Source organism: Streptomyces sp. NPDC030296 (genome assembly GCF_055572815.1).
Genome location: NZ_JBVICQ010000005.1, coordinates 414,383 through 438,095 on the forward strand (window position 1 = coordinate 414,383; position 23,713 = coordinate 438,095).

The window sequence follows — 23,713 nt, forward strand, 5'->3', positions numbered from 1 at the left end:
GGCGCGTCGGCGCGGCGCGGTGCGCCGGGACGGGTCTCAGTCGTCGGGGCCCGGGAGGCGGTCGTCGGGCACGATGTGCACGGCGGCCTCCTCCGCGCCCGCCGCTCCGCCGTCGATGCCCTCGTCCTCGGCGACGAGTTCCTTCGTGGTGTCGGGGTGCGCGCCCTCGTCCGGTGCCACGAGCCGACCGGCACGGTCGGCGCCGGCCTCCGGGTCGACGGGCTCGCCCTCGCCGCCGGGAAGGTCGCCGACCCCGTCGCCGGGCGGGACCGTCACATCGGGGACCTCCTGGCGCAGCCGTTCGTCGAGGGACTCGCCCTCGTGCTGCTCGGCGGCCGTGGTGCCGGTCTTGGAGACGCCCAGTGGCCTCTCGGGCGGGGAGTAGCCCTCGTCGAGCATGTCGTCGTACGTGCGCTCGTCGACCGCGTCCTGGAGATCCAACGGGGCGGCGTCCTCCTGCTCCTCGTTGCCGCCGGTGGGCTGGTAGGCGTCGGTCGCCGGGTTCTCTTCGCTCATGGTCGCCTCCCGCTGACGGTGACTGGTTGCTGTTCCCGTGCGGAGTACCGAGGAGCGGCGGTGTGACACCCCCGTCGCAGCTGTTTCGCCGGGTGGACCGGGGAAACCCGGACCTCGTCCTCCCCACCCCTCACGAGGATGAGGACCGTGGGTGAGGGAAGTGACAGGGCGAGCGGGAGGAGGGTCTGCCATGACGAGCCCTGACCCCGAGCCGAACCGGACCACCGGCCTGGAACCGGGTGGCGGAGTGCCCCCGGGTGAGACGCCGCCCGCCGAGGGCGGGACCTCCGGCGTCGCCCGTCCCGACCCGCCCGCCGTGCGGCGCAAGGGATGGGGTGCCCTGCCTCTCGTGCTGATCATCCTGCTCGCGGTGATGATCGCTACCGGGCTGATCGGCATGGCGGTGGCACTGATCGTCGAGTGAGGCGCGGCCCGTTCCCGTCCGCGACCTACCGCGTTTCCACGGGCCGCGGACGGGGACCCGCACGCTGTGGTGGCCTATGGAGCAGAGGAACGGGTGCGGATGCCCGTTCTGCGGGCCGGATGGTCGACGCAGGCATTCGTGCACTGGCCGTTCCGTCCCGACCAGGTCCAGGCCCTCCTGCCGGAGGGCCTGGAGGTGGACACGTACGAGGACACGGCGTGGGTGAGTCTCACGCCGTTCGTCATGGCCGACGTCCGCACCCCCGGCCTGCCCGCGTCGGCACGGGGGCTCCCGACGTTCGCCGAGACCAATCTGCGGACGTATGTGCGGACGCCGGACGGGCGGGACGGGCTGTGGTTCCTCTCCATCGAGGTGGCCTGCCCGCTCATGCTGGCGGCCCGGGCCGTCGGCGCCCCGTACCGGCTGGGCCGGCTGCGGACCTCGCGGGACGCGACGGCCGTGTCGTACGCCGGTACCCGGTGGAGCGGCGGGGCGTCGTACCGTCTGGTGATCCGCCCCGGTGAGCCGATCAGACCGGCTGAGCGGGACGTGTGGCTGACCTCGCGCTGGCGGGCGTACACCAGCCGGTTCGGCCGGATCTGGGAGACGCCCGTGGAGCACGAGCCGTGGCCGTTGTGCGAGGCCACCGTGGACGCGGTCGAGGAGACCCTCACGACGGAGGCGGGGCTTCCCGCGCCGGGCGCCGAGCCCCTCGCGCACTTCTCACCGGGGGTCAGGCACGTACGGCTCGGGATGTCCCGGCCCCGCCCGTGCGCGGAGGACGCCGAGGGCAGCGGCACGCGAGAGCGGAGCCGGTGACCGTGCGTCGCCGTGGCTCCGGGCGGCCGGTCCTCGGCTGGGACTCCGGGCGGCCGGTCCTCGGCTGGGGCTCGGGGCGGCCCGTCTTCGGCTGGGGCTCGGGGCGGCTGGTCTTCGAAGGGTGGATCGCGGGCCTCGGCACGTCCTCGGGGACCCGTGTCGTGGTGGGGCACTGGGAGGTGTCGCCGTTCGGGCCGTTCGGGGACGTGATGGTCGAGCGGGCGGACGGACACCGGCTGCTGCTGGCGCCGACCCGGGGGACGGCGGACTTCATCGCCGGCACGTACCGCTTCGACGAGGTGCGGGTCGTGCCGGTCGACGTGCGCCGCGGCCGGGAGGCCTGGACGGTCCGGGCCGGGCCGCTGGACCTGCGGTTCACCCTCGGGCGGAGCGGTCCGCTGGGGCTGCTGCTGCGTGCCCTGCCGGGCGCGCTCGCCCGGCGGCCGGCCTGGAGCACCCTGACCGACCTCCCCGCCCGGCTGCTGCTGCGGGGCGTGCGGACACGCGGCAGCGCCGGCTCGGGGCGACGGGAGTGGTACGGCGCGAGGGATCTGCGGCCGGTCCGTACGCTGTCGGCGGCCTACGCGGGGGACGACCTCGGGGCGCCTGCGCCCGTCGATCCCCCGGTGCGGTTCGGCTTCGGTTCGGTGCCCCGGAACCCCGGCGTCACCCGCGTCGTCACGACGGTGGTACCGGTCCGGGTCCGCCGGCCGGCCCGCACCGACCGGCGGACAGCCGGGGGCGGAGGAGGATGACGACGGGCGGCCCCTCCCCGTGGGCAGTGGAGGCGGGTCGCCTGTTTCCGGGGGGAGACCGGGTCCACAGACCGCGGAGGCAGATGAGGCAGGCCGGCCGCCTCGGGGCGCCCATGGGGCGGCGGATCGGCTGTTCCCGGGGCGGATGACGGGGGCCGGCTGTCCCAGGAGGGCGACGCGGCGTTACCGACGGCGCGGGGCGGGCACTCGCGCCGCATGAATCCAAGTCGCCCCCCGCTCGGGGACAGCTCGCTCGCGGCACTCGTCAAGGGATACAACTGGCTCCCCGACCTCTGGAGCCGCACCTCCGGACCTCTGGTGCGCGTCCGTGTCATGGGGCAGCACGCCGTCGCCCTGCGCGGCCCCGAGGCCGTGCGGTTCTTCTACGACGAACGGCATGTGGAACGCGCGACGGCGCTCCCCGGACCCGTGCTGAGCACCCTGTTCGGCCACGGAGCCGTGCACACGCTGGACGGGACCGCCCACCGCGTCCGCAAGGACATGTTCCTGTCGCTGCTCACCGGCCGGGAGGCGGTCGCCGGTCTGGTGGACGAGGTCGCGTCCGCCTGGGACGAGGCCGTGGACGCGTGGTCCGGGCAGCCGTCGGTGGTCCTCTTCGACGAGGCGAGCCGGGTCCTCACCCGGGGTGTCTGCCGCTGGGCCGGCATCCCCCTCGACGACGCCGGGGAGACGGCCCGCGACCTGGTCGCCATGGTCGACGGCTTCGCCACCGCCGGGCCCCGGCACTGGCGGGCCCGCCACGCCCGGAGCCGCAGCGAGGCATGGCTCGCCCGTCTGGTGGAGGACGTACGGGAGGGTGCCGCCCCGGCACCGGCCGGGTCGCCGCTGGAAACGGTGGCACGGCACCGGGACGCCGACGGCCGGACGCTCGACCCGCACACCGCCGCGGTCGAACTGCTCAACATCGTCCGCCCCACGGCCGCCGTGTGCTGGTTCGTCGCCTACGCGGGACACGCGCTGCACTTCCGGCCGGAGATCCGCCAGCGCCTCGCCGAGGACGACCCCGCGTACGCCGTGGCGTTCGCCCACGAGCTGCGCCGCTTCTACCCGTTCGCGCCCTTCATCGGCGGGCGCGCCGTCGCCGACCTGGAGTGGCAGGGGGAACGCATCCCCGCGGGCACGCTGATCCTGCTCGACCTGTACGGGCAGAACCACGACCCCGACCTCTGGGACCGTCCCCTCGTCCTCGACCCCCGGCGTTTCCTGAAGGCGCCGCCCGGCCGCGACGCACTCGTCCCGCAGGGCGGGGGCGACCGCGCCGACGGCCACCGGTGCCCCGGCGAGGACGCCACGATCGCGCTGCTCGCCGCACTCGGGCCACGGCTGGCCCGGCTGGAGTACGACGTGCCGGCCCAGGACCTGAGGATCCCGCTGTCCCGCATCCCGGCGCGGGTGCGCAGCGGCTTCGTGATGGAGCGCGTCCACGTACCGATGCGGCCCTTCGCCACCAGCCGGGCGGCGGGGTAGGGCGTCGTCGAGGACCTCGGGAGAAAGGGAGGCAGGCCGATGATCACCGCAAGCCATGTGCGTGAACTGCTGGAGCGCGAGGACGACGCCACGCTGGTGCTCTCGCGGGGACGCGCCGAGGTGCTCTCGGCCAACGAGCTGGCCTCGGCGGGCGAACAGGGCGTCCTGCGGGTCATCTCCGGCGGCGAGCTGAGGGAACGCCTGGCGGCCGGCCGGTCGGCGCCGGACGACCTCCACGCGGTGGCGGCGACGCTCGACGCGATCGTGACGGAGCAGGGCGGCTGAACGGGGCGCGGCGGCGACGGTGGAGACCCACCGGGGCACCGCCGCACCTGGTGCCGTGGGCCGGGAGCCGCGAACCGCCGCTCCCGGCCCCCCGTGTGTCAGGCGGTCCGGCCGAGCCGGCGGCCAGCGGCGGCCACCCCCGCTCCGACGAGCGCGACGGTGGCCGTGCGGCGCAGCGCGGTACGGCGCCGGCCGCCCCAGCCGCCGTGGACCGCGCCCTCTCCGGACGCCGGGACATGCAGCGCGCCGTGGGTGGCCGGGGCCGCCTCGTCGTGTGACAGATGGGTCTTGTCGGTCTGCCGCGCCATCGCCCGCTCCGCGGCGGCCGGCGACCTCCGCGCCTGCCGTACCAGGGCTTTGCCCGCCGGTCCGACGACGACCTCGCGCCGGGGACGGCGGACCAGGTCGACGACGGCGTGGGCGACCCGCTCGGGGCTGTACACGGGCGGCATGGCGAGCACCTTGCGCCCGGTGAAGTTGGCCGCCTGCTCGAAGTGCGGGGTGTCGATGGTCGCCGGCATCACCGTGCACACGTCGACGCCCTTCACGCCCTCCACCCGCAGCTGCTGCCGCAGACTCGACCCGAGACCCTGCACGGCGTGCTTCGACATGCTGTACGGGTGGCTGTACGGCTGGGCGACGGCACCCGCGATGGACGAGATGTTGATCAGCGTGCCCCGGCCCTGCGCGCGCATCACCGGCAGCGCCGCCCGCGCCCCGTACACATAGCCCATCACGTTGACGTCGAGGACCTTGCGGAAGTCCTCGATCGGTACGTCCTCGAAGCGGCCGAAGGCGTTGACGGCCGCGTTGTTGACCCAGACGTCGATCCGGCCGAACTCCCGCACGGCACGCGCGGCCAGCTCCTCGACCGCGCCGACGTCCGTGGTGTCGGTCGGCACGACCAGGGTCCGGGCCCCTCGGTGTTTGCCGCATTCCTGTGCGGTCGCCTCCAGTGCCTCCTCGCGCCGCGCGGCCAGCACCACCGCGCACCCCTTGCGGGCGAACGCCTCGGCCGTGGCCCTGCCGATCCCGCTGGACGCCCCCGTCACCACCACCACGTGATCCCGCAGTCGCATCGCGTACCTCCTCGCACATCGTTGTATCCGGCTGTTCAGCTGTTCGGCTGTGTGCCGCTCTTCCCATCTGGTGCAGCCGGCCGTTTCCGGCGAGCGCGCCCTTCGTGGCCGCCGCCGGCGCACGGGTACCCGAAACCACGCGGTCACCTCCGCCGGCCGACGACCGCGCCGGCCGCGCGCGGCAGCCGGCATCGCAGCCGCCCGGCTGATTCACGCCGGAGGCCGCCGGGTACCCGGCACGCTCACGCGCGGATCCGCTGCGCCGAGACGGGTCAAGGTGGTGCCGCCATGACCGAGTACGAACGTTCCCGCACGATGCCCGCACAGCCCGAGCACGTGTTCGACCAGGCTGCCAACGTCGACCAGCTGGACGCCTGGCTGCCGGACGCCCTGCATGTGGAGGCCGCCGGCCTGCCCGCTGTCACCGTGCACGAGGACCGCACGGACGAGGACATGGCCGCGCTGCTGCGCGCCCGGCGCGAGCAGATGCGGTTGGAGTGGGGCACGCGGGGCCGGTCGAGCTACACGGGGTGGCTCCAGGTCGCCGGTATCGACAGCGGGGCCAGCGAGGTGACGGTCCACCTGTCCTTCTTCGACGACAGCCACGATCCGGGCGAGCAGGCCGTGGCCGACGCCCTCGACACCAGCCTGCGTCGCCTGGAGGAGCAGGTGCGGCTGCGCGTCGACCACGCGGCGGGCTGACACCGGGACACGGCCACAGCCCTCACCACGGGACACGCCCCCGTTGCGCACGGGCCGCTTTGGGCCCCGCCCCGGCCCTCGCCGGAAACCCCGTCTCCCCCCGTGGGTGGAGAGCACACCTCCACCCACGATCCTCCCTGCCTCCGATCCCCTGACCTGCGCTTCCGCCTAGTTTGACGGGTACAGTCGGGCCTCGGCCGGGCGGTGACCCCGCAGGTGTGGCGGGCCGCGGACGGCTCAGTGTGGGTACGGTCTGCTCGGGATGCGGGAGCGGGCCGAACGGCTCGGCGGCACCCTGGAGGCGGGACCGGACGAGGAGGGCTTCGTGGTGCGGCTGCGGGTGCCGGCGTGAACGAGGAGACCGGGAACGCAGAACCAAAGACGCGGGGACAGGGGGCGGCCGGACGGCACGGGTGGTGGTCGCCGACGACCAGACCGTGGTGCGCGAGGGCATCGTGATGATCCTCGGGCTGCTGCCCGGAATCGAGGTGGTCGGTTCGGCCGGCGACGGCGAGGAGGCCGTACGGCTCGTCGCCGAACTCGCTCCGGACGTCGTGCTGATGGATCTGCGCATGCCCCGCTGCGACGGCGTCGAGGCGACCCGTCGCATCCGCGCCGACCACCCCGGCACCGAGGTCGTCGTGCTCACCACGTACGCCGACGACGACTGGCTCTTCCCGGCGCTGCGGGCCGGGGCGCGCGGCTGTCTCACCAAGGACGCCGACGGCGACGAGATCGTAAGGGCGGTCCATGCCGTGCTGGACGGGGACGCCGGTCTGTCCCCGTCGGTCCAGCGGCGTCTGCTGGAGCAACCGGCCCTCCCGGCCCCGGATCCGGCGCCCGCCGCGCTCCCCGACCGGCTGACCGCCCGTGAGGCCGGTGCTGGCCGTTATCGCCGGCAAACTCAGCAACACGGAGATCGCCCGCGCCCTCCACGTCTCCCCGGCCACGGTCAAGACGCACATCAACAACCTCTTCGCCGAGACGGGCGTCAAGGACCGGGCGCAGGCGGTGCGTTACGCGTACCACAAGGGCCTGACGCGTCCGCCGGGGCCTAGCGGGCGCCCGTCCGGCTTCCGGGCGGGTGGGCGGCCCGTCGCGGCGGTCCGGCGCGTGACGGATGCCGACCGCGTGACGGATGTCGACCCGAGGGGTTGACGGGCCCGTGTGGGGCGGTCACCTTCGAAAGCGCATGCACTGGGAGCGCTCCCACACCCGCGCCCGTCCGTCCGCGTGTCGAAGGGATGTCACATGCACATGTCTCGCCCCTTGCCCCCACCGTCACACCTCTCCCGCAGGACCCTGGTCGCGGCCGCCGCCGCAGGGCTCGTCACCGCCGCCGTCCCCTCCCCCGCGCGGGCGGCCGCCGACGCACGGGCCGTTTTCCACACCGTGGGCCGGGTCAAGGAGGCCGCCGACGGGATGGTGCAGTACACCTGGCCCGGCGTGTACTTCGAGGCGCGGTTCCGGGGCACGGGCATCGGGATCGTCCTCGACGACTCGAACAACGACTACGACGTCCGGATCGACGGGACGACCGCCGCCACACTGGTCACCCCGGGCCGCACCGTGTCCTGGCTCCGCGGCCTCTCCGACACCGAGCACACGGTGCGGCTGGTCAAGCGCACGGAGAGCCCGTGGGCGGTGGGGCGGTTCGGCGGGTTCACGGCGGCCCCCGGCGGGGCCGTCCTCGGCGCGTCCCGGGCGCGCACCCGGCAGATCGAGTTCATCGGCGACTCGTTCACCGCCGGGTACGGCAATGTCTCGCAGACCCGGGACTGTTCGGGCAACGGCGGCGTCAACCGGAACAGCAACGCCGATCTCGCGTTCGGCTCGCTGGTCGCGCGCAGGCTCGACGCGGACCACCAGCTCAACGCGATCTCCGGTCGCGGCATGGTCCGCAACTACAACGGCGGCGACCCGGGCGTCAGCTACCGCACGTTCTACGAGCGGGCCCTGCTGAACGTGGACGGCGACGTGTGGCGCAAGCCCGACAGCTGGCGCCCCCAGGTCGTCGTGATCGGTCTGGGCATCAACGACTTCTCCACGCCCCTGCGTCCCGGTGAGCGGTGGGCCACCCAGGAGGCGCTGGTCGCCGACTACGAGAGCGCCTACCACGGCTTCCTCGACCGGCTGCGGGCGCGCTACGGCCCCAGCACGTTCCTGGTGGTCTCGGCCACCCGGCCGTTCGCCGACGCGACCACGAGGATCGTGCGGGAACGCAACCGGCGGGGCGACGACCGGGTCCGCCACTTCTTCTTCGGCGACGCGGCCCTGGACCTCCTCGGCTGCGACTGGCATCCCTCGCTCAGCGACCACCGGACCCTCGCGAACCTGCTCACCGAGTTCCTGGCGCGCCTTCCGCTGCGCTGGTAGCGGGCGGCCGGGCCCTTTCGCGGCCGGGGTTCAGGCCGGCAGGGCCTGCCCCGGCCGCAGTGCGTCGAGAAGACCGGCGTGGTGGAGTCCGGCCACGGGGGCGAGGAGGTCGGGGTGGCGCAGCAGCGCGGCGGCCCGGCGGTCCTGGACGTCCGGATCGAGCAGCCGGCGGAAGGCCACGGGGGAACCGGCGGTGTGGTGGGTGCCGGCGAGGGCGGTCACCGCGGCGCCGGCCAGGGCGGGGTCGGTGAGCAGGCAGGCCGCCCAGCTGGCGACGACCTCGTCCACCCAGCTCCGCCAGGCGTGCTCGTCCTCGGCCACGGGGTCCGTGTCGTCGGCCGTCTCGTAGCCGGTGATCCAGTCGAGCCGGGCCGAGCCGCCGGGTCCGGCGACGCCGACGAGGCCCGCGTCCATCGGCGTCGGATAGCGCAGCCAGGCGGCCACGGTCACCGCCTGCCGTGCCTGCACCTCGCAGAGGGCGGAGTCGACCGCGCCGCCGCCCGCCGGGTAGGCGCGGGTCAGCCACTGGGCGGTCGCGGCGATGAGGGGGGAGAGATCTGCGTGCACTGGGCCATCCGGGGTACTGGGGAGCGCGCACCGAAGAACGTAGCCGGGGACCGTCGCGACGGGAATGGCGCAGGCCACGCGACGGACGTGTCCTCGGCCACACAGGCCGGCCGACCTGACCACCAAGGGATCAATACGTCGATACCGGACACGAAGGGGGTTCACTGGCCCCCTTCGGGCCCGCCCCCAGCAGACGGGCGGGACAGGCGGAAAGGAGCGAGTCATGGGACACGGCGGAAACGTCGTCGAGGAACTCAAGACCGATCATCGCGAGGTGGAGGAGCTCTTCGGCAAGATCGAACAGCTGCCCTCGGGGCACGCCAAACGCAAGGAGTACGCGGACCAGGTCACCATCGAGCTGATCCGGCACTCGGTCGCGGAGGAGGCGTACCTCTACCCGGCGGTCCGTGAGCACGTGCCCGACGGGGACGCGATCGCCGACCGCGAGCTGCAGGACCACGCCGAGGCCGAGCGCCTCATGAAGGACCTGGAACGGTGCGAGGCCGACGACCCCGAGTTCGACCGGCTGATCACCCAGCTCATGACGGAGATCAGGAGCCATGTGCGGGACGAGGAGACCAATCTCTTCCCCCGGATGACCCGGTCCTGTCCGGCGGAGATGCTGGACCAGCTGGGCGACAAGGTGCGGACGGCCAAGAAGACGGCGCCGACCCGGCCGCACCCGTCCGCGCCGGACAAGCCCCCGGCCAACAAGATGCTGGCGCCGGGCATGGGTTTCGTCGACCGGCTGCGCGACGCGATGACCGGCCGGGGCAAGGAGTCCTGAGGCACCGGACGGCGGCCGGTAGGGACACGGGGGCCCGGGGCGGACGTCCGCCCCGGGCCCCCGTGTCATCCGCCTGAGGCGATGCCGGCCATGGCCTCGACGGTCAGGTCGAGTTCGGCCTCGGTGTTGTAGTAGTGCGGGGAGAGACGCACCAGCGGGTGGACACCCCTGTGTTCGGTGTCGAACTGGGTGTGCTCGGGCACGGTGTACGTGACGTTGATGCCGCGTCCCGCGAGCGCGGCGGCGACCTCGGCGGCGGGCACGCCGTCGACCTTGGCGGTCACGATGGCGCAGCGGTGCGCGCCGAGGTCGTGGGTGGTGACGCCGGGCAGGGCGTCGAGGCGGTCGCGCAGATACGCGCCGAGGGCGAGGGCCCGTTCGCCGATCCGGTCCAGGCCCAGGTCGAGGGCCTGGCGTACGGCCGTTTCGAGACCGAGCACATTGGCGTAGCCGGTCTCCCAGCTCTCGAAGCGCCGGGCGCCGGGCTGCCAGGTGAAGCCCCGCTCGCCGTCCCAGGTGGCGGCCTGGATCTCGACGACGTGCGGCTCCAGGTACTCCAGTGCCTCGGGCCGCACCCACAGGAAGCCGGTGCCGCGCGGGCCGCGCAGGAACTTGCGGCCGGTGGCGGTGAGCAGGTCGCAGCCGATCTCGGTGACGTCGACCGGGAACTGCCCCACGGACTGGGTCGCGTCGAGCAGGAACGGCACCCCGGCGGCGCGGGTGATCCGGCCGATCTCGGCGGCCGGGTTGATCAGGCCGCCGCTGGTCGGCACGTGGGTGACGCCGACCAGCCTGGTCCGCTCGTCGATGAGGTCGGCGAGGGCGGCCGTGTCGAGCTGCCCGTGCTCGTCGTCGGGGACGACGACGATCTCCGCGCCGGTGCGGCGGGCGATCTGGAGGTAGGCGAGGACGCTGCTGCCGTACTCGTCGCGGCCGGTGAGGATGCGGTCGCCCGGCTTGAACGTCAGGGAGTAGAAGGCGGCGTTCCAGGCGTGGGTGGAGTTGTCGAAGAGGGCGACCTCCTCGGGCCGCCCTCCGAGCAGTCGGGCGATATGGGTGTAGGTGGCGTCGATCCGTTCCCTCTCCCGTGCCGCGGCCTCGTAGCCGCCGATGGCGGCCTCGAGTTCCAGGTGGGAGATGACGGCCGTCAGGGTCTGCCGGGAGAGCAGGCCGGCTCCGGCGTTGTTGAGGTGGATCCGGTGGGCGGTGCCCGGGGTGTCCCGGCGCAGTGCGTCGACATCCATGGGACCCATCCTTCCCGGCCGTCACCGCTCGGTGAACTGTTCGCGCGCCCCGGTTCCTGGACCGGTCGTTGTCACCCGGGGAGCGACTCCGGGTCCGGGGGACTCAACTCCCGCAAATGAAACGGCCATCAGGCCGGGTCTCGGCCGTCGCGCTGCCATATTCGGAAGCCGCTTCGGAGGTGGCTGTGACACTAGAGGTGACGACATCCCGGACGAGGCCGCCCGCGGAACGGACGCCGACCGCCTGCCCGGTCGGCACCCCCGATGCCGGCCCCCTCGGCGCCCCCACGACAGGGCGGGCCCCGGACCGCACCGCCGACCGCCTGCGCGAGCTGGCGGAGGCGCCGGGCGCCGGCGACGGCGCCCACCGCCCCCACGGTGACGGGGTGGTCACCGGGGTGACGGGGTGGTCACCGGGCACGGCACGATCGACGGCCGCCCGGTCTGGTGTGCGTCCAGGCCTCGACCGTCTTCGGCGGCAGCATGGGTGAGGCGCTCGGGGAGAAGACCCTCGCCCTGATGGACCTCGCCCTGAAGACGGGCTGCCCGGTTCATCGGCCTCGACGACGGCGGCGGCGCCCGCATCCAGGGGGCGTCACCTCGCTCACCCTCTACGCCGAGCTGGTCCGCCGCGACGCCGTGGCCTGACCGCCGGTCCGGGTCCCGCCGCCGCCCAGCCGTGACCAGCCCGAGCCGGTGCCGACGCCGACGGTTCCATCGGGGCCCTCCGCGTCAGCTCGACCTAAGAAGTCACCCTCCGTCTTGACGTGTTCATTTCCGTCATCAAGCATGCCCAGAGCGCGATTCCTTCTGATCGGTTCTGTTCAGCTCTGTGTTGTGGAAGGGAGTGCCGTGTCCCAACGGCATCGCATCGTCCGCGCCTTGGCGCCCACGCTTCCCCTGGTGCTGGGCGCGGGCCTGGTGGCCGCGCCCCCGGCGGTCGCGGACACACCGGCTCCGGCGGCGCGGAGCGGAGTCACGGTACGGATCGATCCCTCCTACCGGCAGCAGGAGTTCGAGGGCTGGGGCACGAGCCTCGTCTGGTTCGCCAACGCGACCGGCCGCTATCCGGAGCCCATCCGAAGACGACTCGTGGACATGCTGTTCGGCGACGACGGACTCGCCCTCAACATCGCGCGCTACAACATCGGCGGCGGCAACGCCCCGGACGTCCGCAAGGACTACATGAAGACGGGCGCGACCATGGAGGGCTTCTGGAAGGCCCCCGAGGGAACCACCCGGCAGGACATGGACTGGTGGGATCCCGCCAACCCCGACCACTGGAACTGGGACGCCGACGCCGGCCAGCGCTGGTGGGTGGACCAGGTCAAGGACAAGGTCACCAAGTGGGAGGCGTTCAGCAACTCGCCGCCCTGGTTCCAGACCGTCAGCGGCTATGTCTCCGGCGGCTTCGACGCGAACACGGACCAGATCCGCGCGGACCGCGTCGACGAGTTCGCCACCTATCTCGTGCGCGTCACGGAGGAGTTGGAGAAGGCGCACGGCATCGACTTCGACACGATCGCACCCCTCAACGAGCCCAACACCAACTACTGGGGCACCCAGATCGGCGCGAACGGCCAGCCCACCGGAGGCCGCCAGGAGGGCGCGCACGCGGGCCCGGCGCTCCAGCAGAAGGTCGTCCGCGCACTCGACAAGGCGCTCGACGGGGCGAGGACCGACGCCGAGATCTCGGCGATGGACGAGACCAACCCCACGATCTTCACCCAGAACTGGAACGCCTACGACGCCTCCGCGCGGGCGGCCCTCCCCCAGCTGAACGTGCACACGTACGGCACCGGGATGCGCACCAGCGCCCGTGACATCGCCAAGGGCGCCGACAAAAGGCTCTGGATGAGCGAGGTCGAGGGCACCTGGGGCACGGGCACCGACTTCACGGGCATGGAGCCGGGGCTCGGCATCGCCTCGCGCATGGTCGACGACATGCGGGAACTGGAGCCGTCCGCCTGGGTGTTCTGGCAGCCGATCGAGGACTCGATCCCGCAGGCCGCGGCGGGCAAGAACTGGGGCAGCGTCCACGTCCCGTTCAACTGCACCGCCGACGACACCCTGGAGACCTGCCCGATCCGGGCCAACTCCAAGTTCCACACCATCCGCAACTTCACCCATCACATCCGCCCCGGCGACCGGTTCGTCAAGGTCGACGACCCGTCGAGCGTCGCCGCGGTGAAGAAGTCCGGCCGTGCGGCGACCGTCGTCCACGTCAACAGCGGCACCACCGGCCGCTCCGTCACCCTCGACCTCTCGCGCTTCGGCACGGTCTCCCCCGGAGCCACCGTCACGCCCGTGGTGACCAGCGCCGACGGCGCTCTCGTGCGCGGCACCCCGGTCCGGGTGACCGACCGTTCGGCGACGCTCGACGTCCCCGCCAAATCGGTCACCACGTTCCTGGTCAAGGGCGTCAGCGGCGTGGCGAAGGACGCCGCCCTGGTGCGGCCCGGTCATGTGTACCGGCTCCAGGGCGCCCAGAGCGGCAGGTCGCTGGCCCCGTCGGAGGACGGCACCGGCGTCGTCCTGCGCACGAACGACCCCGGCAGCGCACGGCAGTTGTGGGCAGTCCGGCAGTTGACGCCGGGCACCGGCAACCGTGAGCGGTACACCCTCGTCAACGCCGCCACCGGCACGCGCCTCGCGGTGCGCGACAACCAGGCCGTGCTGGAGGACGCGGCGGCCGGCGATGCCCCCGACGCCGCTCAGTGGATCATGTCGACGACCGGCGACGGCACCTGGACCTTCGTCAACGCCGCGACCGGCCGTCTGATCGACGTCACGGGTCAGTCGTCCGCGGACGGCGCCAAGGTGTCGACGTACACACCGACCTCGGCGGCCAACCAGCGCTGGACCGTGACCGACGAGACGGTGCTGCGCACCGAGCGGGCCGAGGTGTTCACCGTGCCGGGGCTGCGGCCGACGATGCCGCAGACGGTGACTCCGGTGTTCCGGGACGGTGCCCGCGGCTCCCTGCCGGTGGTGTGGGACCTGCCGTCGGACCGGCGCTGGAAGAGACCGGGCGCGGTGCGCGTCGAGGGCGAGGCGACCGACGCCCTGGGCCGCACGCTCCGGGCGAAGGCGCTCGTCACCGTCGACACGATCGCCTCGACGCTGCCGGGCCGCGCCAAGACCCATGCCGGCGGTACGCCGGAACTCCCGGCCAAGGTCATCGGCGTCGGCCGGCACGGCGGCCGCACCCATCTCCCCGTGACCTGGGAGGCAGCCCCCGCCAGGGCCTACGACAAGCCCGGTGTCGTGAAACTCTCCGGTACCGCCCGTGTCGTCGGCGGCGGTGAGGTCGACGCCACCGTACGCGTCCAGGTCACCGAGGCCACGCAGGTCAACATCGCTCCCGACCCGGAGGTCTCCGTCGCCGCCACGTTCACCGAGAGCGGCTACTCGGAGGAGCGGCTGCGCAACGGCGACCGGTCCGAGAAGGCCTGGTCCAACTGGAGATCGGGCGCCAAGAATCCCTCCGACACCGTCACCTTCACCCTGCCGAGGGCCCGCGACCTGACGCGCGTCGTCGCCCACTTCCACCGCGACGGCGGCAACGTCTCCTTCCCGGAGAGCCTCAAGGTCCAGGTACGCGCCGGCGCCGACGGGCCCTGGACCGACGCGAGCGACTCCGTCCCGGTCGGCACCGAGGGCACCCCGGTGATCGACGTGTCACTGGACACGGGACCGGCCACCGCCGCCCGCGTGGTCATGACGGCCCGCCCAGGTGGCTACATCACGATGAGCGAGATCGAGGTGTACGCCAAGGACCCCGGCCGCTCCGCGGACGCCGCCGCGGCCTCGATCGAGGTGGCGGGCGAGCCGATCGCGTCCTTCGACCCGGACACGACGGCCTACCGCGTCACCACGGCCCGCCCGCACCGGGCGGTTGTCACGGCCACGGCCCGCGACCCGTACGCGACCGTCACCGTGGACCGCACGGGCAGCGGCGACCGGACGTCGGCCGTCGTCACGGTGACCTCGGAGGACGGTTCCCGCACCCGCGGGTACCGGATCGACCTCGTACGCCGCTGAGGCCCGCCCCCACCTAGGCCCTGTCGTTCATGCCTGGGTCGCGGGGCTTGGTACGCGCATCGGCAGCCACAAGGTGCCGTAGCCCGAAGCCGGCATGATCCAAACGACAGACCCTAGCGGGACTCCTCCAGGAAGGTGCGGGCCACGTCGCCGGCGCGGGTGAACCAGTCGGTGAGCACGGCGAGTTCGTCGGGGGTGTAGCCGCCGAAGAGTTCCGCGAGACGCTCGTAGAACGGGCCGTAGAGGATCATCGCCTGCTCGGCGGCGGTCGGCTGGGCGACCACCAGGACACGGCGCCGGTCGGCCGGGTCCGGCTTGCGGGCGACGAAGCCCCGGCCCTCCAGGCGGTTGAGGACGCCGGTGATCGCACCGGTCGTGACATGCGCACGAGTGGCCAGGTCACCGGCGGTGACCGGGGTGTCCCCGGCCTCCAGGACGTAGGCGAAGCAGACCAGGTCGGTGACGCTCAGGCCGAACCGGCGCGCGAACTCCTGCTGTCCCACGATCATCGTCGCGATCATGCGGTCCATGGCGCCGATGGCGTCCGGGACGGTGGGGTGGCGCTCGGCCTCCATTGAAATGTGCCTCCGGGACAGGCTAGATTCCTTAGCCACTAAGATATTACAGTCCGGCGCCGTAGGCGTGGCCGCGGCATGCCGTGGCGCGCCCCGGCGCGCGAGGGGAGCAGACACATGAGTCTCTACGACGAGGGCCACACCGTGGCCGGCTGGACGGGTACCGCGATCGGCACGGCCGGTTCCGTGGCGCTCGGCACGGGCGTCTGCGGCTGGGCGCCGGGCATCCCGCTGGGCATCGCCGTCTCGGTCGCCGCGCTCCTGGTCACCTGGGTCCTGCACCTCGCCGGCTGGGGCAAGCCGCCGGGGCCGCGGCCGAGGGACCAGTGGGCTCTCGGCGCCCGCGACCGCTCCGTCCGTGGCGGCCACCCGGGCTGCCTCGGGTGCCGTATGGCGGGCCGCCGGGGCCCTCGGACGGCCGGCCTGCCCGAGCACGTCACGCCGACCACGACCGCACCGGCCACCACCGGCACGGCCGCGGTCTCCACGGCCGACTCGTCGTCCTGAACCGCCCGGTCACGACCTCCGGGGGTTCGAGCGATCCTGCCGGTACTGCCCGCGGGCAGCGCGTCGTGGCCGTTCTGGATGAGTTCCAGGAGGGTCCGGCCCTCGTACTCCTGAGCCGTGTCGCCGCTCACGGACTTCAGGCTCTCGGCGAACCGCCAGTCGTCGCCCGCGCCGTCGTAGATCTCGATCCGTCGTCGGGTCAGGGCGGTGATCGCGTTCCCGAACCCCGCCCCGGTACCGCTGCCTTGCATGGTGGTGATGGCCGTTCCCCCTCGCTGAACCGGCGTGCCTCCGCGCTGCCTGCCGGGCATCGTGCTCACGAGTGTCACCGGAAAGGGGCGCCGACCATATTTTCCGGCCAATTCCTTGAAAGCGCACACATGTCACTGTGCGAGGGAGAGGGCCGGCCGGAAGCGGCCGAGCCCCCGAGACCTCCGGTCACCCCCGACGCGGGATGACCGCCGGGTCGACCGAAACGGGCCCTCCACCGGTCCGGATTGTCAGTGGTCGCTGCTAATGGCGTGCCGAGCAACGAGTTTGACGAGACGCCACCTCGAGGCCTACCACGCGATCACCAGCAGGTCATCTGTCCCGGACTATTGACTCGCATCACCACAGTGGCGATTCTCGTCACATCGCTTGTGCCAGCCATGACAAAACCGGGCCATGGCGTCGTGGTGTGCGCGCGTCCCGCAGGGTCTGGCCGATCGACCGCGCTTCCCTCGACCAAGGACGTGAACGATGACCTGGACCCGACGCGCCCACCACAGACGCAGACCCCTCATGGTGCTGACGCTGTTCCTGACCGCGATGGGCATGCTGCTGACCCCGTCGGCCGGTTCGGCCGCCACCGGCGACTGGTGGCAGCCCACCGCGCGGCCGACGCCCGACTCCCAGATCAACGTCACGGGCGAACCGTTCAAGGGCACGAACGCGGCGGGCGAGGTGCGCGGCTTCGTGGACGCGCACAACCACCTGTTCTCCAACGAGGCGTTCGGCGGCCGGCTGATCTGCGGCAAGGTCTTCTCGACGTCCGGCATCGCCGACGCGCTGAAGGACTGTCCCGAGCACTACCCCGACGGCACCCTCGCGATCTTCGACTACATCACCCACGGCGGCGACGGCAAGCACGACCCCGTCGGCTACCCGACGTTCAAGGACTGGCCGGCCTACGACTCGATGACCCACCAGGCCAACTACTACGCCTGGGTCGAGCGCGCCTGGCGCGGCGGTCAGCGCGTCCTCGTCAACGACCTCGTCACCAACGGGATGATCTGCTCGGTCTACCCGTTCAAGGACCGAAGCTGCGACGAGATGACCTCGATCCGGCTCCAGGCAAAGCTGTCGTACGACCTCCAGGCCTACATCGACGCGCAGTACGGCGGCACCGGCAAGGGCTGGTTCCGGATCGTCACCGACAGCGCGCAGGCCCGCGAGGTCGTCGCGCAGGGCAAGCTGGCGGTCGTGCTGGGCGTCGAGACGTCCGAGCCGTTCGGCTGCAAGCAGATCCTCGACATCCCGCAGTGCAGCAAGTCGGACATCGACAAGGGCCTCGACGAGTTGTACGACCTGGGTGTGCGCAGCATGTTCCTGTGCCACAAGTTCGACAACGCGCTGTGCGGCGTCCGCTTCGACGAACACGGTCTCGGCACCGCCATCAACGTCGGCCAGTTCCTGTCGACCGGCACGTTCTGGCAGACGGAGAAGTGCAAGGGCCCGCAGAAGGACAACCCGATCGGTGACGCCGTGTCGAAGGCCGAGGCGGACCTTCCGTCGGGCACCGAGGTCCCGGAGTACGACGAGAACGCGCAGTGCAACGTGCGCGGGCTCACCGACCTCGGCGAGTACGCGCTGCGCGGCATGATGAAGCGCAAGATGATGGTCGAGATCGACCACATGAGCGTCAAGGCCACCGGCCGCGTCCTCGACATCTTCGAGGCCGAGTCCTACCCGGGCGTCCTTTCCTCGCACAGCTGGATGGACCTGAACTGGACCGAGCGGGTCTACTCCCTCGGCGGTTTCGTCGCCCAGTACATGCACGGCTCGAAGGAGTTCAGCGAGGAGGCCGCGCGCACGGACGCCCTGCGGGCCAAGTACGACGTAGGCTACGGCTTCGGCACCGACTTCAACGGCATCGGCGACCACCCCGCCCCGCGCGGCGCGAACACGTCGAACCCCGTGACGTACCCCTTCAAGAGCGCCGACGGCGGCTCGACCATCGACAAGCAGACCACCGGGCAGCGCACCTTCGACTTCAACACCGACGGCGCCGCCCACGTCGGCATGGTCCCCGACTGGATCGAGGACATCCGGCTCGTCGGCGGCAAGGGCGTCGTGGACGACCTCTTCCGGGGCGCCGAGTCCTACCTCGACACCTGGGGCGCGTCCGAGGCGCACAAGGCGGGCGTGAACCTCGCCAAGGGTGCCACGGCCACGGCGAGCGCGTCCGAGTCGAACCCCTTCACCAGCTACCAGCCCGGCCGGGCCGTGGACGGTGACGGCGGCACCCGCTGGGCGAGCGACTGGAACGACGACCAGTGGTGGACGGTGGACCTCGGCTCCACCCACACCGTCAAGCGGGTCACCCTCGACTGGGAGCGCGCCTACGGCCGGTCGTACCGGATCGACGTCTCCACCGACGGCTCGAACTGGAAGACCGTGTGGTCGACGACCTCGGGCGACGGCGGCCTCGACACGGCCAAGTTCTCCGCGGTGCCCGCCCGCTATGTTCGGATGCAGGGGGTCGACCGCGGCACGGACTGGGGCTACTCCCTGTACGAGGTCGGCGTCCACGGCGGCTGACCGCACGCACGGGGGAAAGGGAACCACATGGCACGCCTGCCGTCGGCCGAACGCCGCAGACAGCTGACCGAAGCGGCGATCCGCGCGATGACCCGGGACGGCGTCCCCAGGACGACGACCCGGTCCATCGCGGCCGAGGCAGGCGTGTCCCTGAGCGTCTTCCACTACTGCTTCGCCTCGAAGCAGGAGCTGATCGAGTCCGTCATCACCACCATCACCGGCCATTACGTGGCGCTGGTGCGGGAGGCGATCCGCCCTCGGGAGACGCTCAGGGAGACCGTCCGGGCCGGTTTCCAGGCGTACTGGGACCATGTGTCCGCCCACCCGGGCGAGCACATGCTCACCTACGAGCTGACCCAGTACGCCCTGCGGGAGCCCGGGTTCGAGCACCTGGCGCGGCGGCAGTACGAGATGTACTGCGACACGTACACCGAACTGATCGAGCAGCTGCGCCGGACGATGGAGTTCGAACTGACTGTCCCCGTCCCCGTCCTGGCCCGCTACCTGGCCGCCATGACGGACGGCCTCACCCTCAACTTCCTGGTCCTGGGCGACGACACGACCTGGACGAGCATCCTGGACACCATCACCGACCACGTCTCCGGCCTCGTCCGCGAGGAGGCCCGCCCCTGAGAACCACGGCGCCGGCGGCGCCCCTCCCCCTCAGCGGGCCGAAGTGGCGATCAGTTGGTCCAGGAGGCCGATCAACACGTCTCGGCAGGAGGCGCGTTCGCGGGCGTCGAAGAGGAGGACCGGGGTGTGCTCGGGCAGGGCGAGGGCCTCGCGGATCTCGTCCGGTTCATAGGGGTGCTCGCCGTAGAACCCGTTGACGCCGATGACGAACGGGATCTTCCGGCGTTCGAAGAAGTCGATCGCCGCGAAGCTCGACTCGGGTCTGCGGACGTCCACCAGCACCACCGCGCCGAGCGCGCCGATCGCCAGGTCGTTCCACATGAACCAGAACCGCTGCTGCCCGGGCGTACCGAACAGGTACAGCACGAGGTCGTCCCCGATGCTGATCCGCCCGAAGTCGAGGGCGACCGTGGTGGCCTGCTTGTCGGGGATGCCGTCGAGGTCGTCGACGCCGAGGCCCGCCGTGGTGAGGGGTTCCTCGGTGCGCAGCGGGACGATCTCGCTGACCGACCCGACCATGGTCGTCTTGCCGACGCCGAATCCGCCGGCGATGAGTATCTTCACCGCGTCGGGAGCCGGCATCCCCTGGGGGGTGGGGTCAGAGGCGGCCAAGGCCGTCCCTCACTTTCTTCAGCAGGTCCAGGTCGGGAGTGCGGGAGATCAGCCGCGGCTGCCGTACGGTGATCCGGCGCGCCTCCAGCAGGTCGCAGAGCATGATCGCCACCACGCTCACCGGGAGGTCGAGCCCGGTGGCCAGCTCCGCCACCACGATCGGCTTGGCGCAGAGTCTGAGGATCCGGGCGTGCTCGGGCTGCGGCCGGGCCCCGCCGACGGGCTGCGGGTCCACCGCCGTCACCGTGGTGAGGAGGGTGAAGTCGCTCCGACTCGGTCTGGTCCGGCCGCCGGTCAGGGTGAACGGGCGAACCAGCCGGCCCGCCGCGTCGCCTCCGTTCACCTCACTCGCCGCTGTCCGCGACGACCACGCCCGCGCGCGGGGCCGCGCTGAGGTGCTCGCCGATCTTCTTCACCAGCATGTTCATCTGGTAAGCCACCACGCCGACGTCCGCGCCCTGACGGGTGAGCACGGCGAGGTTGGCGCCGGGCCCGGCGTTGGTGAGGATGAGGAAGGCGTTGCCCATCTCTATGAGCAGCTGGCGCACGGGACCGCCGCGGAAGTCCATGCTGACGCCCTTGCTGAGGCTCATCAGCCCGGACGCGGTCGCCGCCAGCCGCTCGGCGTCGTCGCGCAGGAACGCGGTGGACTTGCTGACGACCAGCCCGTCCTCGGAGAGCACGACGGCGTGGTCGACCTCGGCGACCCGGTCCACCAGTCCGGTGAGCAGCTGGTCGAGCTGGCTGTGGGTGGCGGGGGTGGGGCGTGTCATCTGTGTGTCCTTCATGAGCGGGCTGCGGCGGGGGAGTCGATGGGGACGTCAGGTGCCGGAGGCGGGGATCCGGTCTCCCGGGTCGACGGAAGCGGATTCCTCCCCCCGTACGTACTCGGGTTCCGCCTCGTCGTCACGGGCCCGAAGTGTTCCGCGCTGGAAGCCGGCGAGCGAGGAGGCGGCTCGCTCGGCCGTGAAGTCGTCGTCGTCCCCGTCGGGGCAGGGCGCCGTCTCCTCCTTCAACTCGGCCGCCAGGCTGGTCTGCGGCACCCGCCGGGGCAGCGGGATCCGGCCGCCGTTCGTCCGGGCCGAAGACGTGCGGTCCGCGTTCCCGGTGTCGTGCGCGGCCGGGGTCACGGGGGTCCGGGTGGACACGGCGGGCCGGTCCTCCGGCGCGGGCTCGGTCCGTACGGGTTCGGGCTCGGCGGCGGCGACCCGCCGGGCCACGAGGGAGGACCGCACGGGCGGCTCGTCCTCGTCGGTGCCGTCCGTCCCGGGCTCGGGGGCCTCGTGGACGACGATGTCGTGCGGGATCAGCACGATCGCGGTGGTGCCCCCGTACGGGGAGGCCCGCAGGGTGACGGCGATGCCGTGCCGGGTGGCGAGGCGGGCGATGACGAACATGCCGAGCCGGAGGTCGTCGGCGAGGGCCACCACGTCGAACTGCGGGGGCACCGCCAGCTGGGCGTTGAACGCCTCGTAGTCCTCCTCGGACATGCCGAGTCCGCGGTCCTCGACCTCCAGGACGAGGCCCTTCGCCACGATCGCCGCGCGCACGCTCACGGGACTGGGGGCCGGCGAGTACGAGGTGGCGTTGTCGATCAGCTCGGCGAGGAGGTGGATCACGTCGGCCACGGCCGGCGGGGCGATCCACACGTCGTCCTCGGTGTGCACCTCGACGCGCTGGTACTGGGCGACCTCACCGACGGCGCTGCGCAGGATGTCGATCAGCGCGACCGGCTCGGTCCAGGTACGGCCGGGCCGCTCACCGCTGATGATGACGAGGTTCTCCTCGTAGCGGCGCAGCTGGCTCGCGGTGGAGTCCAGCTCGTACAGGCCCTTGAGGATCTCCGGGTCCTGGTGCTGGCGCTCCAGCTCGTCGAGCTTGGTGAGCTGGAGGTTGACCAGGTTCTGGCTCTGCCGGGCGATGCCGAGGATGACGCGCTGGAAGCCGCGCCGGGTGTCGGCGAGTTCGACGGCGGTGTGCACGGCGGTGCGCTGGGCGGCGTTGAACGCCTTGGCGACCTGGCCGAGCTCGTCGGTGCCGTAGTCCAGCGGGGCCGCCGCCGTGTCGACGTCGACCTTCTCGCCGCGCTCCAGGCGGGCGACGACGTCCGGCAGACGCTCCTGGGCGAGGCTGAGCGTGGCGGTCCTCAGGCCGCGCAGCCGCAGCGACAGGGAACGGGTGATGCGCCACGACATCACGACGCACAGCAGCAGCGCGGCGAGCCCGGCGGCGCTGAGCGAGCCGGCCTTGATGAGCAGTCCGCGGGCCTCCTCGCCGCTGCGGTCCAGCAGGGCGCTGGTCTGCTCCCGGATCAGCTTCTCGTACTGGAGGGCGAGGCTGGCCATGGTGGCGTCCCAGCGGTCCTGGGAGTCGGGCAGCGCGGTCCTGTGGTTCTTGCCGGTGGCGTGGGCGGAGAGGATCTGGTCCTCCACCGCCAGAAGGTTCTGCCAGTCCTTGTCCTGGACGATGCGCTCGACCTCGCTCTTCACCTCCCCTTCGAGGGAGGGCACGAGCTGGTTGTCGACCAGCCAGCGCCGGGCGTTGACCACCTGCGCGAAACGCTCACGGGAGGCGTCGTCCAGTTCCCCGGCGGGCCAGTTCAGGGTGAGGAGGGCGTCCTCCTGGGAGACCAGCTCCGCGGCCTGTTCGAGGGTGACGAGCGGGCCGGCCTGGGAGGTGAGGTCGCCGTCGTCGACCTGGGAAAGCTCCTGGAAGGCGTGGATCTGGCCGTCGATGATCTCGGTGTACTGGTCCAGGATCTGCTCGGGGGTGATGTCCGTGGGGTTGTCCACCTGGCCCCGGTAGTACTCCAGGCTGCCGGAGCCGGCCATCACCGAGTACAGCCGCTCGCCGACGCGGTCGGGGGCGTCCTCGATGGCGTCCGCCTTCGCGGCGAGCCGGGTGACGGCCGCGTCCGTCTTCCCGCGCTGTTCGTCCAGGGCGGCCCTGGAGCTGCCGGGGGCAGCCATGTAGGCGGCGGAGAGGACCCGCTCCCGCTGGAGGGCCAGGGTGGCCTCGGTGCCCATGGCGCCGGTGGACTTGCTCAGCCCCGTCTGCGCCCGCAGCCGCAGCCCCTCGGAGAACATCTGCGTCGTCGTCATGGCCCAGCTCGCGGTGAGCGTGACGCTGGGGATGAGAGCCAGCAGGATCAGCGAGAGACGTATGGAGCCGAGACGGCGCCGGGCGCCGGTCCTTGGGGGCATCGTCGTCCTTGGGCGGTTGCGGGGAGCGGAAGGGTTTCGGGGGGCGGGCCTTCGGCGGCCGAGGGTGGTGGGTGGTCACCCGTCAGCATGGTGCACAGGGGATGCGCAGGATGTTATCCGCACAAGTGAACGCGTGCGTCCGGGGAGGTCGAAAGCTTGGTGCCGCCGTTACCGGACCGTTCCGGATGGTTGGGATCCGTGGTGAACCCGTGTCCGAACGGAGGGTTCCGTTTGGCGTTCGCGGCGGCTGCGTGAGGGCTGTGCGCCCGGTGTGCGGGCGTGCCGTTCGCATCGT

The 23,713-nt window shown here is 72.1% G+C and carries 21 protein-coding genes and 3 pseudogenes; 15 read left to right on the forward strand and 9 right to left on the reverse strand.

Features of this window, described 5'->3' with window-relative positions:
- Positions 1–36: 36 nt before the first annotated feature.
- On the reverse strand, positions 37–516 hold the full coding sequence (locus tag ACZ4Z3_RS17220; RefSeq protein WP_468501760.1) for a DUF5709 domain-containing protein: 480 nt from the start codon (positions 514–516) through the stop codon (positions 37–39).
- A gap of 190 nt (positions 517–706) precedes the next feature.
- Between ACZ4Z3_RS17220 and ACZ4Z3_RS17225 the strand changes: the two genes are divergently transcribed.
- The 5 genes from ACZ4Z3_RS17225 (at position 707) to ACZ4Z3_RS17245 (ending at position 4,287) form a co-directional block, all read left to right on the forward strand.
- Entirely contained in the window at positions 707–940 is a 234-nt protein-coding gene (locus ACZ4Z3_RS17225) for a DUF6480 family protein (protein ID WP_468501761.1), read from the forward strand.
- A 99-nt stretch (positions 941–1,039) separates the two neighbouring features.
- Positions 1,040–1,759, forward strand: coding sequence for a YqjF family protein (locus tag ACZ4Z3_RS17230; protein ID WP_468501762.1), 720 nt, complete (start codon positions 1,040–1,042; stop codon positions 1,757–1,759).
- Between the two features lie 107 nt (positions 1,760–1,866).
- Positions 1,867–2,514 carry a hypothetical protein gene (locus tag ACZ4Z3_RS17235; RefSeq protein ID WP_468501938.1) on the forward strand — a complete coding sequence of 216 codons (648 nt, stop codon included), beginning with the start codon at positions 1,867–1,869 and terminating at the stop codon, positions 2,512–2,514.
- Positions 2,515–2,730: 216 nt separating this feature from the next.
- Positions 2,731–4,002 (forward strand): cytochrome P450, encoded by a 1,272-nt coding sequence (locus ACZ4Z3_RS17240; RefSeq protein ID WP_468501763.1) that lies wholly within the window; start codon positions 2,731–2,733, stop codon positions 4,000–4,002.
- Positions 4,003–4,041: 39 nt separating this feature from the next.
- The gene (locus tag ACZ4Z3_RS17245; RefSeq protein WP_468501764.1) at positions 4,042–4,287 is read left to right on the forward strand and encodes a hypothetical protein; all 246 of its coding nucleotides are present in this window, start codon (positions 4,042–4,044) and stop codon (positions 4,285–4,287) included.
- Between the two features lie 98 nt (positions 4,288–4,385).
- On the opposite strand, the gene ACZ4Z3_RS17250 is transcribed toward ACZ4Z3_RS17245, so the two are convergent.
- Positions 4,386–5,366: an SDR family oxidoreductase gene (locus ACZ4Z3_RS17250; RefSeq protein ID WP_468501765.1), complete on the reverse strand. Its 981-nt coding sequence runs from the start codon at positions 5,364–5,366 to the stop codon at positions 4,386–4,388.
- 288 nt (positions 5,367–5,654) lie between these two features.
- Here ACZ4Z3_RS17250 and ACZ4Z3_RS17255 point away from each other — a divergent pair, with 288 nt between their 5' ends.
- The 4 genes and pseudogenes from ACZ4Z3_RS17255 (at position 5,655) to ACZ4Z3_RS17270 (ending at position 8,444) form a co-directional block, all read left to right on the forward strand.
- Positions 5,655–6,068: an SRPBCC family protein gene (locus tag ACZ4Z3_RS17255; protein WP_055518512.1), complete on the forward strand. Its 414-nt coding sequence runs from the start codon at positions 5,655–5,657 to the stop codon at positions 6,066–6,068.
- Between the two features lie 244 nt (positions 6,069–6,312).
- Positions 6,313–6,420, forward strand: a pseudogene (locus ACZ4Z3_RS17260) (ATP-binding protein); the annotation flags it as partial.
- Between the two features lie 106 nt (positions 6,421–6,526).
- A pseudogene (locus ACZ4Z3_RS17265) lies at positions 6,527–7,118 on the forward strand (response regulator); the annotation flags it as partial.
- Between the two features lie 207 nt (positions 7,119–7,325).
- Positions 7,326–8,444 carry an SGNH/GDSL hydrolase family protein gene (locus ACZ4Z3_RS17270; protein ID WP_468501766.1) on the forward strand — a complete coding sequence of 373 codons (1,119 nt, stop codon included), beginning with the start codon at positions 7,326–7,328 and terminating at the stop codon, positions 8,442–8,444.
- 30 nt (positions 8,445–8,474) lie between these two features.
- Here the strand turns inward: ACZ4Z3_RS17270 and ACZ4Z3_RS17275 are convergent, their stop codons facing one another.
- Positions 8,475–9,011, reverse strand: coding sequence for a hypothetical protein (locus tag ACZ4Z3_RS17275; protein ID WP_468501767.1), 537 nt, complete (start codon positions 9,009–9,011; stop codon positions 8,475–8,477).
- A gap of 223 nt (positions 9,012–9,234) precedes the next feature.
- Here ACZ4Z3_RS17275 and ACZ4Z3_RS17280 point away from each other — a divergent pair, with 223 nt between their 5' ends.
- A complete protein-coding gene (locus ACZ4Z3_RS17280) occupies positions 9,235–9,798 on the forward strand; it encodes a hemerythrin domain-containing protein (RefSeq protein ID WP_468501768.1) in 564 nt (187 codons plus the stop codon).
- Between the two features lie 65 nt (positions 9,799–9,863).
- Here the strand turns inward: ACZ4Z3_RS17280 and ACZ4Z3_RS17285 are convergent, their stop codons facing one another.
- Positions 9,864–11,042 (reverse strand): aminotransferase class V-fold PLP-dependent enzyme, encoded by a 1,179-nt coding sequence (locus ACZ4Z3_RS17285; RefSeq protein WP_468501769.1) that lies wholly within the window; start codon positions 11,040–11,042, stop codon positions 9,864–9,866.
- Positions 11,043–11,158: 116 nt separating this feature from the next.
- Between ACZ4Z3_RS17285 and ACZ4Z3_RS17290 the strand changes: the two are divergent.
- Both ACZ4Z3_RS17290 and ACZ4Z3_RS17295 read left to right on the forward strand, forming a co-directional pair.
- Positions 11,159–11,687, forward strand: a pseudogene (locus ACZ4Z3_RS17290) (carboxyl transferase domain-containing protein); the annotation flags it as partial.
- A 207-nt stretch (positions 11,688–11,894) separates the two neighbouring features.
- Entirely contained in the window at positions 11,895–15,086 is a 3,192-nt protein-coding gene (locus tag ACZ4Z3_RS17295; RefSeq protein WP_468501770.1) for a glycoside hydrolase, read from the forward strand.
- A gap of 113 nt (positions 15,087–15,199) precedes the next feature.
- On the opposite strand, the gene ACZ4Z3_RS17300 is transcribed toward ACZ4Z3_RS17295, so the two are convergent.
- Entirely contained in the window at positions 15,200–15,661 is a 462-nt protein-coding gene (locus ACZ4Z3_RS17300; RefSeq protein ID WP_468501771.1) for a MarR family winged helix-turn-helix transcriptional regulator, read from the reverse strand.
- 117 nt (positions 15,662–15,778) lie between these two features.
- Here ACZ4Z3_RS17300 and ACZ4Z3_RS17305 point away from each other — a divergent pair, with 117 nt between their 5' ends.
- From ACZ4Z3_RS17305 to ACZ4Z3_RS17315, 3 genes are all read left to right on the forward strand, one after another.
- The gene (locus ACZ4Z3_RS17305) at positions 15,779–16,168 is read left to right on the forward strand and encodes an HGxxPAAW family protein (RefSeq protein ID WP_468501772.1); all 390 of its coding nucleotides are present in this window, start codon (positions 15,779–15,781) and stop codon (positions 16,166–16,168) included.
- 783 nt (positions 16,169–16,951) lie between these two features.
- A complete protein-coding gene (locus ACZ4Z3_RS17310; RefSeq protein ID WP_468501939.1) occupies positions 16,952–18,970 on the forward strand; it encodes a galactose-binding domain-containing protein in 2,019 nt (672 codons plus the stop codon).
- 27 nt (positions 18,971–18,997) lie between these two features.
- Entirely contained in the window at positions 18,998–19,603 is a 606-nt protein-coding gene (locus ACZ4Z3_RS17315; RefSeq protein WP_468501773.1) for a TetR/AcrR family transcriptional regulator, read from the forward strand.
- A gap of 30 nt (positions 19,604–19,633) precedes the next feature.
- Here the strand turns inward: ACZ4Z3_RS17315 and ACZ4Z3_RS17320 are convergent, their stop codons facing one another.
- Genes ACZ4Z3_RS17320 through ACZ4Z3_RS17335 form a run of 4 tightly spaced genes read right to left on the reverse strand, consistent with a single transcriptional unit; the run spans position 19,634 to position 23,418 of the window.
- Positions 19,634–20,185 carry a GTP-binding protein gene (locus ACZ4Z3_RS17320; RefSeq protein WP_055536795.1) on the reverse strand — a complete coding sequence of 184 codons (552 nt, stop codon included), beginning with the start codon at positions 20,183–20,185 and terminating at the stop codon, positions 19,634–19,636.
- A gap of 16 nt (positions 20,186–20,201) precedes the next feature.
- The gene (locus ACZ4Z3_RS17325; protein WP_468501774.1) at positions 20,202–20,558 is read right to left on the reverse strand and encodes a DUF742 domain-containing protein; all 357 of its coding nucleotides are present in this window, start codon (positions 20,556–20,558) and stop codon (positions 20,202–20,204) included.
- 1 nt (position 20,559) lies between these two features.
- Entirely contained in the window at positions 20,560–20,988 is a 429-nt protein-coding gene (locus tag ACZ4Z3_RS17330) for a roadblock/LC7 domain-containing protein (protein ID WP_159765985.1), read from the reverse strand.
- Positions 20,989–21,036: 48 nt separating this feature from the next.
- Entirely contained in the window at positions 21,037–23,418 is a 2,382-nt protein-coding gene (locus tag ACZ4Z3_RS17335) for a sensor histidine kinase (RefSeq protein WP_468501775.1), read from the reverse strand.
- Positions 23,419–23,713 lie beyond the last annotated feature (295 nt).

Excerpts from the sequence above, each read along its gene's own strand:
- ACZ4Z3_RS17285 (WP_468501769.1), bottom strand. The coding sequence starts at position 11,042 with ATGGATGTCGACGCACTGCGCCGGGACACCCCGGGCACCGCCCACCGG.
- ACZ4Z3_RS17320 (WP_055536795.1), bottom strand. The coding sequence starts at position 20,185 with ATGCCGGCTCCCGACGCGGTGAAGATACTCATCGCCGGCGGATTCGGC.
- ACZ4Z3_RS17270 (WP_468501766.1), top strand. The coding sequence starts at position 7,326 with ATGTCTCGCCCCTTGCCCCCACCGTCACACCTCTCCCGCAGGACCCTG.
- ACZ4Z3_RS17330 (WP_159765985.1), bottom strand. The coding sequence starts at position 20,988 with ATGACACGCCCCACCCCCGCCACCCACAGCCAGCTCGACCAGCTGCTC.
- ACZ4Z3_RS17315 (WP_468501773.1), top strand. The coding sequence starts at position 18,998 with ATGGCACGCCTGCCGTCGGCCGAACGCCGCAGACAGCTGACCGAAGCG.
- ACZ4Z3_RS17280 (WP_468501768.1), top strand. The coding sequence starts at position 9,235 with ATGGGACACGGCGGAAACGTCGTCGAGGAACTCAAGACCGATCATCGC.
- ACZ4Z3_RS17305 (WP_468501772.1), top strand. The coding sequence starts at position 15,779 with ATGAGTCTCTACGACGAGGGCCACACCGTGGCCGGCTGGACGGGTACC.
- ACZ4Z3_RS17250 (WP_468501765.1), bottom strand. The coding sequence starts at position 5,366 with ATGCGACTGCGGGATCACGTGGTGGTGGTGACGGGGGCGTCCAGCGGG.
- ACZ4Z3_RS17310 (WP_468501939.1), top strand. The coding sequence starts at position 16,952 with ATGGTGCTGACGCTGTTCCTGACCGCGATGGGCATGCTGCTGACCCCG.
- ACZ4Z3_RS17240 (WP_468501763.1), top strand. The coding sequence starts at position 2,731 with ATGAATCCAAGTCGCCCCCCGCTCGGGGACAGCTCGCTCGCGGCACTC.
- ACZ4Z3_RS17245 (WP_468501764.1), top strand. The coding sequence starts at position 4,042 with ATGATCACCGCAAGCCATGTGCGTGAACTGCTGGAGCGCGAGGACGAC.
- ACZ4Z3_RS17335 (WP_468501775.1), bottom strand. The coding sequence starts at position 23,418 with ATGCCCCCAAGGACCGGCGCCCGGCGCCGTCTCGGCTCCATACGTCTC.
- ACZ4Z3_RS17220 (WP_468501760.1), bottom strand. The coding sequence starts at position 516 with ATGAGCGAAGAGAACCCGGCGACCGACGCCTACCAGCCCACCGGCGGC.
- ACZ4Z3_RS17300 (WP_468501771.1), bottom strand. The coding sequence starts at position 15,661 with ATGGAGGCCGAGCGCCACCCCACCGTCCCGGACGCCATCGGCGCCATG.
- ACZ4Z3_RS17230 (WP_468501762.1), top strand. The coding sequence starts at position 1,040 with ATGCCCGTTCTGCGGGCCGGATGGTCGACGCAGGCATTCGTGCACTGG.
- ACZ4Z3_RS17225 (WP_468501761.1), top strand. The coding sequence starts at position 707 with ATGACGAGCCCTGACCCCGAGCCGAACCGGACCACCGGCCTGGAACCG.
- ACZ4Z3_RS17255 (WP_055518512.1), top strand. The coding sequence starts at position 5,655 with ATGACCGAGTACGAACGTTCCCGCACGATGCCCGCACAGCCCGAGCAC.